The following is a 14,737-nucleotide window of genomic DNA, read 5'->3' as shown; positions in this document are numbered from 1 at the left end:
AAGAGCGACACACAATCCCCACCACCCCCCCGGCTCCACCCGAGAACCCTCTACTTCGCCGTAGGCATCGCAAACTCCGCCCCCCGCGTCACATCCTCGGGCCAACGCTGCATAACACTCTTCTGCCGCGTGTAAAACCGCACCCCTTCCTCGCCATAGGCATGCATATCGCCAAACAGCGAACGCTTCCACCCGCCAAAGCCATGCCACGCCATCGGCACGGGGATCGGCACGTTGATGCCGACCATGCCAACTTCGATGCGGCGCGCGAACTCGCGCGCCACCTGGCCATCGCGCGTGTAGCAAGCCACGCCGTTGCCGAACTCATGGTCGTTGACGAGCTTTACGGCCTGCGCGAAGTCATCCACACGCACGCATGACAGCACAGGCCCGAAGATTTCTTCCTTGTAGATGCGCATGTCCGGCGTGACGTTGTCGAACAGCGTGCCGCCCGTGAAGAACCCTTGCTCGTGCCCGGGCACCTTGTAGCTGCGGCCGTCGACCACCAGCTTCGCGCCTTCTTTCACGCCGAGCGCGATGTAGTTCTCAATGCGTTCGAGCGCCTGGCCCGTGACGACCGGGCCCATCTCGGCCGCGGGGTCCATGCCATTGCGGATCACCAGTTCGCGCGCTCGGGCTTCCAGCTTCGGCATGATCTTGTCGGCCACGTCGCCGACCAGCACCGCGACGGAGATCGCCATGCAGCGCTCGCCGGCGGAGCCGTATGCCGCACCAATCAGCCCGTCCACGGCCTGATCGATGTCGGCGTCCGGCATCACGACCATGTGGTTCTTGGCACCGCCGAGCGCCTGCACGCGCTTTCCCAGCCGCGCGCCAGTCTCGTAGATGTAGTTCGCGATCGGCGTGGAGCCAACGAAGCTCACTGCCTTGACATCGGAATGATGGAGCAGTGCGTCGACCACGATCTTGTCGCCCTGCACGACATTGAAGACGCCGTCGGGCAGGCCGGCTTGCCTGAGCAGCTTTGCCATGAACAGCGACGCCGACGGGTCGCGCTCGCTCGGCTTCAGCACGAAGCAGTTGCCGGCGGCGATTGCGACCGGGAACATCCAGCACGGCACCATGCACGGGAAGTTGAACGGCGTGATGCCGGCCACCACGCCAAGCGGCTGGCGCAGCGTCCAGTTGTCCATGCCGGTGGAGACCTGGTCCGTGAAATCTCCCTTGAGCAGCTGCGGAATGCCGCAGGCGAATTCGATGATGTCGATGCCGCGGCTGACTTCGCCGGCCGCATCGCTCAGTACCTTGCCGTGCTCGGCCGTGATGATGGTGGCCAACTCGTCCTTGTGCTGGTTCATCAGCTCCAGGAACTTCAGCATGACGCGCGCGCGGCGGATCGGCGGCGTGTCGGCCCACTTAGGGAATGCCGCCAGCGCGCTGGCTACTGCCGCATCGACATCCTCGACCGTGCCGAGCCGAAGCTGCCGCGCCACGGCGCCCGTCGCCGGGTTGAACACGGCCTGCGAACGCGTGCCCGAACCGGCGTAAAGCTCGCCGGAAACGAAGTGGATGACGTCAGCGGAATCGTTGTAAGGCGCCGTCATGGGGATCTCCTGTGCTGGTCTGCGGGCCTGCGTCGCCCGCCGTGTCTGGGAATGAGGCGAGTGTAGAAAGACGGGCCGCGCGCGGGTAGCCATCCGCCGCCGAACTCACTGTTCAGGATTTTTAGATAGTGGCATGCTATGAATATCGAAAAATAAACGCCGAAAGTGACGCAGGAGGTCTCCCTAAATGACGAAAGCTAACGTAGAGGATCTTTGGGAGCACTTGCACTGGCTGGTCGTGCTGCACCAGCAGGGCAGCTTCAGCAAGGCCGCCGCAAGGTTAGGCGTAAGCAAGGCCTCGATGAGCCAGCACATTGCCGATCTGGAAAAGGCCGCCGGCATCATGCTCGTCCAGCGCACCACGCGCAGCGCGACGCTGACGGATGCCGGCCGTCAGCTGGTTGATTCGATGCGCGGGGCTTTCGAACAAATTGCCACGGGCTACGCCAATGTTCGAGATCTGGCGGGCGCGCCGCGTGGTTTCCTGCGTGTCACCGCGCCGGTGGCATTCTCCCGACAGCAACTGGTGCCGCGGCTGCCGGAGTTCCTGCGCCGCTATCCGCAGATCCAGGTCGAGTTGGATATGTCTGACCGCTTGCGCCCGCTCGCGCAGGAAGGCTTCGACATTGCCGTGCGGCATACATCCGCGCCGCCCGAAACCCATGTTGCCTGGACGCTGGCCCCAACGCGCACAGTGCTGGTGGCAAGCCGCTCCTACCTCAGGACGAGAAGCGCGCCCGAATCGCCCGAGGCGCTGGCCGACCACGCCTGCCTGCACTATCCGCGGCGCCAGGGCACCGCCACATGGACGTTCGTGCCGGAGGCGCCGGACGCAGGCGCGACGCATGCCGATCCGGTTACGGTCCCGGTGGCCGGCCCGCTCGCGGTCAACAACAGCGAGGCATTGCGTGACGCCGCCATCGAAGGGCTCGGCATCGCGCTGCTGCCGGACTTCAGTGCGCAGTCGGCGTTGGAAAGCGGACGACTGGTCGAGCTGCTGCCGCAATGGCGCGCGACTGGTGCGTTTGGAGACTGGCTCTATGCGATCCGGCCGTACTCCGCACACGCGTCGCGCGTCTCCCAGGTCTTTGTCGAGTACCTGCGGGAGTCGTTCTCGCAGGGCTTCACGTTCCGGCCGCCCGCCGAGGTGCAGCCAGCGCTGTGACCGTGCTGCCTGCCGCCGCACAGACCTACCCGAGTCAGCCTGCAAGCATCATCAGGCTCGCTCAGAGATCCAGGACGAGCCGCTGTGCCTTGCTCCGCGAAACACAGAGCATGATCGTTTTCTGCGCCGCCTTCTCTTCGTCGGAGAGGTAGCTGTCGCGGTGATCCGCCTCGCCCTCAACGATGGCTGTTTCGCACGATCCGCAGATCCCCTCGCGGCACATGCAATCGACTTTGACGCCGGCTTTCTCGATCACCCGCAGCAGCGTGTCGTCCGGTGCGACTTGCAGCGTCAGTCCGCTCTTGCGCAGCGTTACCTCGAAGGCGCCGCCGGTCGCGTCGACCTCGTTGCGGAACTGCTCGAAGTGAATGCGCGATGCGTCCCAGCCGGCGGCCCGGGCGGCATCGACGACGGCGTCGTTGAGCGCGGAAGGGCCGCAGACGTAGACGTGGGCATCGGTGGGCTGGCGGGCAATCAGCGCCGCGATGTCGAGCTGGATGCCGGCGTCGCTCTCGTACTGCTGCCATTGGCCTTGATTCAGCGCGGTTGACAGCGTGTCGAGAAATGCCGCGCTGGCGCGGTTGCGGAAGCAGTAGTGCAGCTCGAAAGCGGCGCCCTGGCGCTTCAGCGTCTGGATATGCGTCATGAACGGTGTGATGCCGATGCCGCCGGCGATCAGCAAGTGCTTGCTGGCGCCACGGTGCAGGGAGAACAGATTGCCTGGACGACCGATCTCCAGCTCGTCGTGCTCACGCACGGTTTCATGCAGAAACCGCGAGCCGCCGCGCGAGGCTTCCTCAAGACGGACGCTGATCTGGTAATGGCTGTCGTCGTCGAGCGCGCTGGTCAGCGAATACGCGTTGCGGTAGCGGCCGTTGTCCATGTGGACGACGACGTGGCTGCCGCTTTCAAATGGGGGCAACGCGTCGCCGTCGCACGGCTGCAAGGTAAAACGCTTGATGCCGGCGGCAAGCTGCTCGATGCGGCCGATGCGCACGCGAAGGGTGTCGTTCATTGCGGAACCTCGGGAATGTATGTAGTGGAGGGAGGACCGGCGCGGTACCGGTCCTCGTGGACGCAAGGCGTCCCGGCGTCAGCCGATCACCGTCAGCTTCGCGGCCAGCCAGACCACCAGCGCACCCGCGGCCAGGGCGGCGTAGGGCAGCCACGCTGCGCGGGCATGGGGCAGCTCCATGTCACGGCGCATCGACTCGGGAAAGCGGCCCTTGTCGTGCACGTAATGGCGGTACACGAACACCGGCACGATCAGAAACGTGGCGATGAGGCCATTACGCAGCGTGTTCTCGCCCTGGAAATTGGCGCCGGCGCCAACAAAGGCCAGGTCGAGGAAGCCGCAGATCGCGCCCAGGGCCAGCAGCCAGTTCTTGCACTTGTACGGACGCGGCCATTCGGCGCGGTCCAGCCGATGGATCCATCCCGACTGCAGGTTCAGGAACACGAAGATCATGTAGCAGACGTTCGAGATGGACAGCACCGCCATGTAGTTCGACATGAGCAGCAGGAACAGGTTGAACACCAGGTCCGTCCACATGGCGCGGGTCGGCGAGCCGTGCTCGTTCACGTGCGAGAGATAGCGCGGCAGCCAGCCGTCGACCGAGGCCTGGTACAGCGTGCGCGACGAGCCCATCATCGAGGTCATCACGATCAGCAGGATCGCGAGCACCAGCATCACGACGATCACGTTGAACACCACCGCGCCGCCGCCCACGAATTTCGCCATGGCGGCGCCCACGCCGGTACCGTCGACAATGGACGGCTCAAGCATGCCGTGCAGCCCGAGCGAGCCCTGGAACGCGATCGGAACCGCAATGAACATGAACAGGCACAGTACGCCGGACCAGAAGATCGCACGGAAAGTGTCCTTCTGCGGGTCCTTGAACTCGCGGGTGTAGCACACCGCGGTCTCGAAGCCGAAGGTCGACCAGCAGGCCAGGAACATCGCGCCCATTGCGGTGCTGATACCGGCCGCATTCCAGCTGCCGAGCACGGCGGCGCCGGACGTGTCGTGCGTCAGCGGCAGCAGCGGCATGAAGTTCGTCGACGGCATGTCGCCCGTGAACATCGGAACGAGCGCGATGACAACCAGCGGCGTCAGCGATGCGATGCCCAGGATGCGCTGCGTGGTCGCCGCGGACGATGCGCCGCTGTGCTGGAGCTTGAACGTGACGAGCAGGAACGCCGTGGCCAGCAGGAACGTCGAGTTCACCCGCAGCGTCAGGCCGTGGCTGATGAAGCCCAGGTCGACCAGCGTGATCTGCCACGTGTTGATCACTGAATCGGGCGGAAACAGGCAGCTCAGCATGTAGCCCGCCGCGAGACTCGTGCCGAGCGCCAGCATCGGCGACCAGGCAATCCAGTTGCACCACACCGATACCGGCGCCACGAACTTGCTGTAGCGTACCCAGCCGAGCGCGCCATAGACCGACGCGCCACCCGACTTGTGCGGATACAGGCCCGAGATCTCCGCGTAGACGAAGCTCTGCGCGAAGCCCACCAGAATGGCGAGGATCCAGATGACCCAAGCCGGGTTGCCGATCGTGGCCGAAACGCCGCCGATGGTGAACAGCACGCCAGCGGGCACGCCACTCGTGACCCAGAACGCGTCTTTCCACGTCAGCGTGCGCTGCAGTTCGTGATGTTGGGGCGAAGGGGCGGATGAAGCGGTCGGCGCATCGGCGCCGAGCGAAAGCACATCTTTTTGTGATAACACGTTGTCTCCTGGTTTCCCGGTTGCCGCTTGTGCGGAGCGGTGCTCCGCCGCGGTCTGCCGTCTGGGCTGGTGGATGCCTGTGCTGGACGCCTGGAAGCGTCGTTGGCACCTTCTTCATGGGGAGCCGATATGGGGGACGGCCTGGAAACCTTTGAGCGGTATTGTGGGGGCGGTCGTCATCGTTGTCTCCTGTTGTCAATCCGGGGTTGCGATGTCGCGAAAAATCGTTTCCCTGCGGGCACCTGGCGATGAAGTGATCTAGACGTTGTGAGGCGACGCGGGGCGGTGCGTTGCCACGCGTGCGGGCGTTTCCCCTGGCATTGCCACGGGCCTGTCCGCGCGGCGCTTCCTGCGGCGGTTCCGCCACCAGCCCAGCAGCGTCAGGCCAAGCCAGAAGCACTGCGTCAGGAAAGAGGCGAGGTTGAAGGCATCCGTGAGCGAGACGAGGATGCAGACCGGCCCGATGACATTGAGGGCGACGGCCAGCCTGCCGGTCGGCGATTTGTGCAGGACCTGCACGGCGAAGTGCGCGGCAACGTAGGCGGCGACGCCGACAAGACCGGTTGCATCGGTAAGACCCAGTGAAGCCATGATGTAAATGGGTTGAGGCAGTGAAAGCAGTCGGTGGCGCGTCAGAACGTCTTGGTCAGCGAGACCAGGAAGGTGTTCTCGAGCGGATTCGACACGGACGGGTTGCCCGCCGAGTCGAGCGCGCCGGTGGTGTAGTGGTCATAGACATCGGAGCGTCCCCAGCCGCGCGTATATGCGCCGGTAAGCGTCCAGCCGCCGTCGAAGGCCTTGGAGAGCGCCACGCGCACGTCGCGGAACCCGTAGGCGGCGAAGTTGCGCACGCGCTCCTGTCCGTAGTGCAGCAGCAGCGAGACGCCGTAGCCGAGATCGAAGGTGCCGTTGATGTCGAGGTAGCCAGAACCGCGGCTGTGCAGGCCGCTGCCGGTGCCGATGGACGCGCTGTTGTAGCCGAAGTAGTCGGGCGTATAGGTCAGCCAGTACTTGACGTTGATCCACTTGTAGGTCAGCGACGCCACGGCCTCGCCGTAGTTGTACTTGGTCTGCGCGGACTGCAGCTTCGCGCCCGGGTAAAGGTAGTAGTAGATCTGGCCCGCATAGACGAAGTCGCCGATGGTGCCGGTGTAGCCGCCGTAGAGATCCCACTCGACGGTGCCGCCTTCGATGAACTTGTCGCTGATCGTCGACATCCACGTGCCCACTGACCAGCCGCTCGGATGGGCGTAGTCGACGCCGCCCTGCACAGCCGGCTTTCCCCAGGTCTGGCGGAAGCCGCGCGACACGTACTGCGAGGTCAGCGTCATGTTGGCACTGAGCGGCGACGGCGAGGCCGCCTGCTCCGGCGGCACCGTGGCCATGACCTGCGGCACGGGCGCGACGGCGACGGTCGTGTCCGCACTGCCGGATTGCGCGTGCGCGGCGGCGGCCTGGCACAGCAGCAGCGCGCCGGTGACGGCGGCCAGGCAAGGCTTGTGGTGGATTGCTGAACGCTTGCAAAGCATGAGTGTCTCCCCTTGGCCGGTCCTTGTCTTGTGTCCTTCGGGGTGGCTGGCCGGCCTTTGTCAGATGGGTGGGTGTGGGTTGCCCGTAGCGCAGGGGCGCGACGCAGCCTCCGGGCGTGCGGTGTCCTTCGGGACTGGCAGTCCCGGTGTCATCGTTCGTCGGAGGGGGCGCGGGTTACACCCGCGAGCGTCGCGCCGTCGTCAGGCAGGCGCGAACATCGGTGTCGCCGTTGTCCGCATTCGCGCGTCCTGCGGGTTTGCCGCGTGCCCGCGCATCGGCGTCGCCTTGTAGTAAGGTGCGTTTGACCGCTGCAACGGTGCGCGTCCGCGAATCACGTCGGCGAGCTTCTCTGCCATCATGATCGTCGGCGCATTCAGGTTTCCGGTCACGATCTTCGGCATGATCGACGCGTCGACCACGCGCAGCCCGGACAGCCCATGCACACGGCCCTGGTTGTCGACCACGGCCATCGGGTCGGAGGCGTTGCCCATCTTGCAGGTGCAGGACGGATGCAGTGCGGTCTCCGCGTGCTCGCGCACGAAGGTGTCGATCTCGGCATCGGACTGGATCATCAAGCCGGGCTTGATCTCGCGGCCGCGGAACTGGTCCATGGCCTGCTGGCCGATGATCTCTCGCGTCAGGCGGACCGCGGCGCGGAACTCGCGCCAGTCCACGTCGTGCGCCATGTAGTTGAACAGCAGGCGCGGCTTGACGCGCGGGTCGCGGCTGGCCAGCTTGACGAAGCCTGTGCTGGGCGACCGCATCGAGCCTACGTGGCACTGGAAGCCGTGCGACTGGACCGGGTTGCTGCCGTCGTAGTTCATCGCCAGCGGGATGAAGTGGTACTGCAGGTTCGGGAAGTCGAACTCTTCGCTGCTGCGGATGAAACCGCCCGCCTCGAAGTGGTTCGACGCCGCGATGCCCGTGCCGCGCAGATACCACTCCATGCCGATGCCTGGCTTGTTCCACCACTTGAGCGCGGGGTACAGCGATACAGGCTTTGTGCATTCGTACTGCAGGTACATCTCCAGGTGATCTTGCAGGTTTTCGCCCACGCCCTTCAGGTCGATGACGGGGTCGATGCCTAGCACGCGAAGTTCGTCGGCATTGCCCACGCCCGAGCGCAGCAGCAATTGCGGCGAGGCGATGGCACCGTTGCTGACGATCACCTCGCGGCGCGCCCGGGCTTCGCGCACGTAGTCTCCCTGAAGGTAGGAAACGCCGGTGGCGCGGGCGCCGTCGAACAGTACGCGGTCGGCCAGTGCGCGCGTGTGCACCGTGAGGTTCGGGCGCTCTTTCGCCTGGTCGAGATAGGCGAGCGACGTGCTGCAGCGGCGGCCCTTCGCAGTGGTGGTGCGGTCCATCGGGCCGAAGCCTTCCTGGCGGTAGCCGTTCAGGTCTTCGGTGCGTGCGTAGCCGGCCTGCTCGCCGGCGGCGATGAACGCATCGAACAGCGGGCTGATGCCGGCCTTGGGCGTGGTGACATGCAGCGGGCCATTGCCGCCGTGATAGTCGTTCGTGCCCTTGTCATAGGTTTCGGCCTTGCGGAAGTAGGGCAGGCAGTCTGCGTAGCTCCAGTTTTCCAGCGACCTGTTCTGCGACCAATCCTCATAGTCCATCGCATTGCCGCGGATGTAGACCATGCCGTTGATCAGAGACGAGCCGCCGAGGCCCTTGCCACGGCCCTGCGTCATGCGGCGGCCGTTCATATGCGGCTCCGGCTCGGTGACGTAAGCCCAGTTGTAGGTGGTGCCCTGGAGCGGATAGGCCAGCGCTGCCGGCATCTGCGTACGCCAGTCGAGCCGCCAGTCCGGTCCGCCGGCTTCGAGCAGCAGCACCGTCACATCGGCGTCTTCGGTCAGCCGCGCGGCCAGCACGCAGCCTGCCGACCCGGCGCCGACGATGATGTAGTCGTATTCGTGGATTGCACTCATCGAGCTGTCTCCTCCTGATGGGTGATGTGGGCGACGCCGGCGCTCAGGCGCCGAACCACCCCATCGCCTTCGGCGCGAGGTTGATGTAGCTGTGCTTCAGTTCGGTGTACTCGTCCAGGCCGATGCGCGCCAGCTCGCGCCCGATGCCGCTGGCCTTGTAGCCGCCCCAAGGCGCTTCCGGGAAGTACGGATGGTAGTCGTTCACCCAGACCGTGCCGAAGCGCAGCGCGCGCGACATGCGGTTGGCCTTGTCGAGATCACGCGTCCAGACTGCGGCGGCGAGGCCATACGGCGTGTCGTTGGCGGCACGCAGCGCGTCGTCCTCGGAGCGGAAGCGTTCCGCGGTCACCACCGGGCCGAAGATCTCGTCCTTTGCAATGTTCATGTCGGCGGTCACGTCGGCGAGCAGGGTCGGCTGCAGCCAATAACCCTTTCGGTATACGTCACCTTCGGGCCGCTTGCCGCCATAGACCAGTCGGGCACCTTCCGCGACGCCCGCCTGCACCATGCGCAGGATCTTCTCGTGCTGCTGAGCGGACTGGACCGGCCCCATCTGCGTTTCGGCGTGGAAACCGTTGCCAATTGCAATGCGCGGCAAGCGCTCGGCCAGCTTTGCGACGAAGGCGTCGTAGATGCTGTCTTCGATCATCAGGCGCGAGCCGGCAGAGCAGACCTGGCCCGCATGGAAGAAGGCGGCGTTAAGCGCGTAGTCCACCGCTACGTCCAGGTCGGCGTCGGCGAAAACGATGTTGGGGTTCTTGCCGCCCAGCTCCAGGCCGATGCGCTTGAAGTTGCCGGTCGCGGCCTTCATGATGCTCTCGCCCGCGAACGCGCCGCCCGTGAATGAGACCAGGTCGACGTCGCGGCTCTCGGCCAGCTCGGCGCCGACTTCAGCTCCCCCTGTGACGAGGTTGAAGACGCCGGCCGGCAGGTCCAGTTCCGCGATCAGCTTCGTGAAATGGTGCGTGGTCAGCGGCGTCAGGTTGCTCGGCTTGATGATGACCGTATTGCCCGCGCCCAGTGCCGGGGCGATCTTCCATGCGGCCTGCAACAGCGGATAGTTCCACGGCGTGATCAGCCCGCAAACGCCGACCGGCTCGCGCAGCGTGCGGCTGATGACGTGGTGCGGCGCTTCGTTGACGGCGCCGGACTCCGAGGCCACCAGTCCGGCAAAGTAGCGGAACGTGGCGGCGATATCGCCCATATCGGTGCGGCTCTCGGTCAGCGTCTTGCCGGTGTTCAGCGATTCGAACCTGGCAAGTTCCTCTGCGTCGCGGTCGATCAGCGCGGCGATCCTGTTCAGCAGCCTGGCCCGATCCCGGATGGTGGTCTGGCGCCAGGGACCGTCGAAAGCTCGGCGCGCCGCGGCAATGGCGATTCGGGCATCGGCACGGGTGCCCTCGGCGGCCTGGGCGATCACCGATTCGTCGGCGGGGCTGAGAATGTCGCGCGTGCTACCTTCGAGCGGCGACTGCCAACGGCCGTCGATGTAAAGCTGGGTCTGGATCATGTCCTGTTCCTTCTTGTATGGGTGGTTCGCCTCAGGCGGCGAGGGCGTCGAGCACCATCTGCTGGAAGTGCTGCACGCCGTGTTCGCCGATGGCGGACGTGCGGTCGTCCGTGACCAGCAACGGGCCCTGTCCATTGCGATAGCCACGTGACTTCAGGCCGCGCTGCACCGACTCGACGATGCTTAGGTCCTCGGGCTTCAGTACGTTCTTGTAGTAATCGATGAGCTGCTCCTGCTCGGCGGTGGGCGTGGCGTCGCGGAAGTAGAACTCGAAGTGCTGGATGGTGGTGTCGGCGTCGACCGGGAACATGTAGAACACGCCGTAATTCCCATCGCCAGGCAGCACGTTGAGCGTGACGTTGGGCCACAGCCAGTACGCGGCGAAGTCAGTGTTGGGGGCGTCGCTGTCGTAGGTGAACGCGTCGCTGCCCGAGCGTGTCTGACCGACCTGGCTGGTGTAGATGCCGCGTACCTCGTGCTTGTACGTCTCCATCCGGATGGACTCGACCAGCGCCGGATGCGCAGTCTGGCAGTGCAGGCATTCGAGGTAGTTGTCGACGACGACCTTCCAGTTGGCCTTCATTTCGTAGGTGAGCTTGCGCGCCGGGACGAGCTTGTCGACGTCGGGGCAGCGCGCGCGGATCTCGTCGTTCAGGCTGGCCGCCAGCTCGGCCAGCGGCCTGGCGTTCATATCGAGGTTGACGAAGATCAGGCCGCAGAACTCTTCCACGCGGACCGGGGTCAGCCCCGCGTTGTCCTTGCAGAAGCCCGGCACGTTTTCGGCGTTGCGCACGTGGATCAGCTTGCCGTCCAGGCCGAAGGACCAGGCGTGGTAGGGACAGGTGATGACGTTCTTCGCCTTGCCGGCGCCTTCCGGAAACAACTCGTGGGCGCGGTGCGGGCATACGTTGTAGAACGCCCGCAGTACGCCATCGCGACCGCGCACGACGAAAACGTTCTCGCCGGCCACGCTGACCGTCGCGTACTGGTTCGCCTCGGCCACCTGGCTGCGATGCATCACGCAGATCCAGTTGCGCGCAAAGATGGTCTTCTTTTCATGCTCGAAGATGTCCTGCGAGGTGTAGTAGTGCGCGGGCAAGGTGTAGCCGAGTTCGCCGGGGGCGGGGCAGACGGGGGCAGTCGCTTGTTGCATGGCTTGTCTCCTTAAGGATTATTCGTCTGTTGTGGCGATTCACTGATGGTTAAGTAAATAACCATTGGTGATGTGAGGCGAAGTCTAGTGACTTCGATGCCAGTGAATCAACCTCAAAAAAACAATCGCTAGGAGGGCTGCGATCATCGATTTCTATCAAAAAGCTAAAAAGTGCCGGATGCTGTAGTGTTCTGGCTGTAAAATTCACCGATGGTTAATCAGATATCAGGGAAAGCGATGACGGAAGACACGTTCGCCACCCGCTTCAAGGGCGTGCTCGAGAGCAAGCGCATCATGCTCAAGCAGGTGGCCGAGGCACTGGCGGTGTCGCCATCGGCGGTCCACAAATGGACACGCGGCGGCGAAATCGAATACGAACGACTGCTCGCGCTCGCGAAGTTCCTCGGCGTGAACTGGCTGTGGCTCCGTTACGGAGAGCGCGCCATTGCGGATCTGGAGGCCAGCAGCGTCAGCGACCCGCACATGCGCGAACTGCGCCAGAAGCACCTCACCGAGATCATGGAGAGTGAAGCGCGAATGAAATTCGCGCAGGAGGTCTCGGGCATCGTTACGTGGGAATGGAACGTGCTGACCGACAGCGTGACCTATTCGTCGAATGACATCACGCTGTTCGGCCGGCATATCCGGACCATGGAGGACTTCTGGGCCTGCGTGCATCCGTCCGACGCGGCCCGCTTGCGCGAGGTGCTGCAGCGCGCGCTGGGGGCGCAGGAGATGCACGAGTGGGAGTTTCGCGTCGTGCACGAAAACGCGACGCGATGGATCTCATCCCGCGCGACCCTGGTGTTCGATTTTGGCCAGCGTCCCACGAAGATGATCGGCGTCAGCCTCGACATCAGCGAACGCCGCCGGGCCGAGGCGGCCTTGCGGCAGAGCGAGGCGCTGCTCGCCAAGGCGCAGGAAATCGCCCACCTTGGCGGCTGGTACTGGAATATCCAGACCGACGACTGCGCGTGGACCGACGAGGCTTATCGCATCTTCGGCTGGGCCCCCCAGGCGTTCAAGGTCACGATGGAGCGATTCCTGGCATCCGTCGTGGAAGAAGACCGCCCGCGAGTCCAGGCTGCTATCCGCGCGGCCGTTGTCGACGGTCAGCCGTACCGCGTGGATTACGCGATCTTGCTACCGGACGGAAGTCGGCGGGAGATCCACGAGGAAGGCGAGGTGACGCTCGACGAGGATGGAAATGCACTTACGATGGTGGGAGCGTCGCAGGATGTGACCGGGCAGAAGCGGGGATAAAGTCCCGTCCTTCCAATACCCGGCCATCGCCCGATGCTTCGGTTCAGCGCGCCATCGCGCTGGCATCCCCGACCAGCCGCCGCACTTCCGCCGAAACGATCGTATAGGCCTCGCCCGACATGGACTCCAGACCGATCCTGTCGATCACGACGATCTTGCCGCGCGTGTGTTCGATCAACCGCAGGTTTTGCAGCTTGCCCATGGCTTCAGTCACGCCTTCGCGCCGCACGCCGAGCATCTCGGCAATCCGCTGCTGCGTGATCCTGAGCTCGTTGCTCTGAAGCCGGTCCAGCGTCTGCAGGATCCATCGGCAGAGTTGTTCCATCAACGTGCGATGACAGATGCATGCCGCCGTCTGGCCGACCTGCGTGAGCAGCAGCTGCATATAGCGCATGACCAGTCGTTGCATGTGCGGCAAGCGCGGATACAGGTCGCGCAGGTCGGCGGCGGCAATGCGCCAGCTCATGCCTGCCTGGCTGACCTCGCAGCGTTGCGGCATGGATTCCGCGCCCGTCAGCGCCGGCAGGCCGACGAGGCCTTCCTTGCCGACCGCCGCCAGTTCCACGCTGGAGCCGTCCGCATGGAGCGACAGCAGCGAGACCACGCCGTCCTTGGGAAAGTAGACGTGCCGCACGCGCTGGCCGGCGTCGCACAGCAATTGGCCGCCTCGCAATGCCACGGTTTCCAGATACGGCCTCAGTGCCGTCCATTCCGATTCCGGAAGCTGACGCAACAGAAGGTTGTTGCTGCTCGATCCGATTGAAGTGTCCATTCCCGCCCCCGTTTAGCAAGTTTCGAAGAGTTCTTGTCGATCCGGTGCTCACCGTGGGCACATTAGGCGCGTTCTGTACGTGGACGAACATTGGCTGAAGGGCTTAGGCTCTTGGTGCGGTATGAGACCAAAGGTTGAGCTTAGCCAAAGGGAGGAGGCGTCACCTCGTCAGCTCCCACACGCATGAATCAAAAACTCCCGCAGCGCATCCGCCGGTTTCTCCAGCTTGCGCCCGGGCTGCCACAGCATCCCGACCTCCATGTCCGGCACTGCATCCGCAATCGGCCGTGCGGCAATCTCCTTACCCTCCAGCGACCAGGGCCGGTACACGATATCGGACAGCACTGTGACACCGAAGCCATGCGCGACCAGCCCGCGCAACGCTTCCATCGAACTGGTGCGGAACGCAACATTCGGCGCGAGCTTGCGGCTGCGCCAGTAGCGCATGGTCGACGTTTCCGCCTCATCCACGGTGATGAGGATGTACGGATGAGCCGCGATATCGCGCAGTGAAGGGCGGTCGATAGCGAGCAGCGGGTGCGTGGCCGATGTCCATAGCTGCCGCCGCGAACGGACCAGCGTGTGACGTGAAAAGCGCTGCGGCCGTTCCAGGTTGGACAGCAGCGCGATGCCGAGCTCGATGTCGCCGGACAACACGGCTTTTTCAATCTCGGGGCGATCCATGTCCAGCAGGTCGAGTTCGATATCGGGGTAGTTCGTGCGAAAGCGCGCCAGCAGCCCCGGCAGGAAGTAGCCGAGCACGGTGTACGACGCGGCCAGCCGTACGCTGCCCTTCAACCCGTGTACCTGAAACCGCGGCTCGCGCAGCGCGTCCTCGACCGAATCAAGGATCTGCCGCGCGTGCTGGTGGAACAGGTGGCCCTCGGCCGTCAGTGCTACGCCGTGGGGCAGGCGGTCGAACAGGCGTACCGCGAGGCGCTGTTCCAGCGTCAGTACCGCATTGGTGATGGCTGATTGCGACACATGTTCGGCCGTCGCGGCCATCGAGAATTGGCCCGTTTCCGCCGCGGCAACGAAGTAGCGGAACTGCCGCAATGTGATTTCCTTGGCCAGACGTTCGGGCGTCTCGCGAGCCTTTGCCATGGTCGTGCTC

At 64.5% G+C, this 14,737-nt stretch carries 12 protein-coding genes; 2 read left to right on the top strand and 10 right to left on the bottom strand.

The genetic code is table 11. The features are described from left to right. Nucleotides 1–50: 50 nt before the first annotated feature. A complete protein-coding gene (locus tag ACIGJG_RS19660) occupies nucleotides 51–1,565 on the bottom strand; it encodes a CoA-acylating methylmalonate-semialdehyde dehydrogenase (RefSeq protein WP_483673775.1) in 1,515 nt (504 codons plus the stop codon). A 187-nt stretch (nucleotides 1,566–1,752) separates the two neighbouring features. Here ACIGJG_RS19660 and ACIGJG_RS19655 point away from each other — a divergent pair, with 187 nt between their 5' ends. Next, the gene (locus ACIGJG_RS19655; RefSeq protein ID WP_483673774.1) at nucleotides 1,753–2,730 is read left to right on the top strand and encodes a LysR family transcriptional regulator; all 978 of its coding nucleotides are present in this window, start codon (nucleotides 1,753–1,755) and stop codon (nucleotides 2,728–2,730) included. Nucleotides 2,731–2,791: 61 nt separating this feature from the next. Here the strand turns inward: ACIGJG_RS19655 and ACIGJG_RS19650 are convergent, their stop codons facing one another. The 7 genes from ACIGJG_RS19650 to ACIGJG_RS19620 form a co-directional block, all read right to left on the bottom strand. Further along, nucleotides 2,792–3,745: a PDR/VanB family oxidoreductase gene (locus tag ACIGJG_RS19650; RefSeq protein ID WP_011301935.1), complete on the bottom strand. Its 954-nt coding sequence runs from the start codon at nucleotides 3,743–3,745 to the stop codon at nucleotides 2,792–2,794. Between the two features lie 78 nt (nucleotides 3,746–3,823). Further along, nucleotides 3,824–5,461, bottom strand: coding sequence for a trimethylamine N-oxide permease (locus ACIGJG_RS19645; RefSeq protein WP_011301936.1), 1,638 nt, complete (start codon nucleotides 5,459–5,461; stop codon nucleotides 3,824–3,826). Between the two features lie 258 nt (nucleotides 5,462–5,719). Next, the gene (locus ACIGJG_RS19640) at nucleotides 5,720–6,052 is read right to left on the bottom strand and encodes a CBU_0592 family membrane protein (protein WP_011301937.1); all 333 of its coding nucleotides are present in this window, start codon (nucleotides 6,050–6,052) and stop codon (nucleotides 5,720–5,722) included. A gap of 41 nt (nucleotides 6,053–6,093) precedes the next feature. Further along, nucleotides 6,094–6,990 carry a TorF family putative porin gene (locus ACIGJG_RS19635; protein WP_011301938.1) on the bottom strand — a complete coding sequence of 299 codons (897 nt, stop codon included), beginning with the start codon at nucleotides 6,988–6,990 and terminating at the stop codon, nucleotides 6,094–6,096. Between the two features lie 201 nt (nucleotides 6,991–7,191). Continuing rightward, complete coding sequence (betA, locus tag ACIGJG_RS19630; RefSeq protein ID WP_011301939.1) at nucleotides 7,192–8,925, bottom strand: choline dehydrogenase; 1,734 nt, start codon at nucleotides 8,923–8,925, stop codon at nucleotides 7,192–7,194. 43 nt (nucleotides 8,926–8,968) lie between these two features. Beyond that, on the bottom strand, nucleotides 8,969–10,435 hold the full coding sequence (locus ACIGJG_RS19625) for an aldehyde dehydrogenase family protein (RefSeq protein WP_011301940.1): 1,467 nt from the start codon (nucleotides 10,433–10,435) through the stop codon (nucleotides 8,969–8,971). A 31-nt stretch (nucleotides 10,436–10,466) separates the two neighbouring features. Then, entirely contained in the window at nucleotides 10,467–11,588 is a 1,122-nt protein-coding gene (locus tag ACIGJG_RS19620; protein WP_011301941.1) for an aromatic ring-hydroxylating oxygenase subunit alpha, read from the bottom strand. A 237-nt stretch (nucleotides 11,589–11,825) separates the two neighbouring features. On the opposite strand from ACIGJG_RS19620, the gene ACIGJG_RS19615 reads away from it, so the two are divergent. After that, complete coding sequence (locus tag ACIGJG_RS19615) at nucleotides 11,826–12,851, top strand: helix-turn-helix domain-containing protein (protein ID WP_011301942.1); 1,026 nt, start codon at nucleotides 11,826–11,828, stop codon at nucleotides 12,849–12,851. A gap of 43 nt (nucleotides 12,852–12,894) precedes the next feature. Here the strand turns inward: ACIGJG_RS19615 and ACIGJG_RS19610 are convergent, their stop codons facing one another. Both ACIGJG_RS19610 and ACIGJG_RS19605 read right to left on the bottom strand, forming a co-directional pair. After that, nucleotides 12,895–13,623, bottom strand: a complete 729-nt coding sequence (locus tag ACIGJG_RS19610; protein ID WP_011301943.1) for a Crp/Fnr family transcriptional regulator — start codon at nucleotides 13,621–13,623, stop codon at nucleotides 12,895–12,897. 168 nt (nucleotides 13,624–13,791) lie between these two features. Next, a complete protein-coding gene (locus ACIGJG_RS19605; RefSeq protein WP_011301944.1) occupies nucleotides 13,792–14,727 on the bottom strand; it encodes a LysR substrate-binding domain-containing protein in 936 nt (311 codons plus the stop codon). Nucleotides 14,728–14,737: the final 10 nt, after the last annotated feature.

This window comes from Cupriavidus sp. C1SS-2L, from assembly GCF_057073735.1.
This window is presented reverse-complemented; position numbering and strand designations above follow the sequence as displayed.

Excerpts from the sequence above, each read along its gene's own strand:
- ACIGJG_RS19610 (WP_011301943.1), bottom strand. The coding sequence starts at position 13,623 with ATGGACACTTCAATCGGATCGAGCAGCAACAACCTTCTGTTGCGTCAG.
- ACIGJG_RS19615 (WP_011301942.1), top strand. The coding sequence starts at position 11,826 with ATGACGGAAGACACGTTCGCCACCCGCTTCAAGGGCGTGCTCGAGAGC.
- ACIGJG_RS19605 (WP_011301944.1), bottom strand. The coding sequence starts at position 14,727 with ATGGCAAAGGCTCGCGAGACGCCCGAACGTCTGGCCAAGGAAATCACA.
- ACIGJG_RS19660 (WP_483673775.1), bottom strand. The coding sequence starts at position 1,565 with ATGACGGCGCCTTACAACGATTCCGCTGACGTCATCCACTTCGTTTCC.
- ACIGJG_RS19650 (WP_011301935.1), bottom strand. The coding sequence starts at position 3,745 with ATGAACGACACCCTTCGCGTGCGCATCGGCCGCATCGAGCAGCTTGCC.
- betA (WP_011301939.1), bottom strand. The coding sequence starts at position 8,925 with ATGAGTGCAATCCACGAATACGACTACATCATCGTCGGCGCCGGGTCG.
- ACIGJG_RS19635 (WP_011301938.1), bottom strand. The coding sequence starts at position 6,990 with ATGCTTTGCAAGCGTTCAGCAATCCACCACAAGCCTTGCCTGGCCGCC.
- ACIGJG_RS19640 (WP_011301937.1), bottom strand. The coding sequence starts at position 6,052 with ATGGCTTCACTGGGTCTTACCGATGCAACCGGTCTTGTCGGCGTCGCC.
- ACIGJG_RS19625 (WP_011301940.1), bottom strand. The coding sequence starts at position 10,435 with ATGATCCAGACCCAGCTTTACATCGACGGCCGTTGGCAGTCGCCGCTC.
- ACIGJG_RS19655 (WP_483673774.1), top strand. The coding sequence starts at position 1,753 with ATGACGAAAGCTAACGTAGAGGATCTTTGGGAGCACTTGCACTGGCTG.
- ACIGJG_RS19620 (WP_011301941.1), bottom strand. The coding sequence starts at position 11,588 with ATGCAACAAGCGACTGCCCCCGTCTGCCCCGCCCCCGGCGAACTCGGC.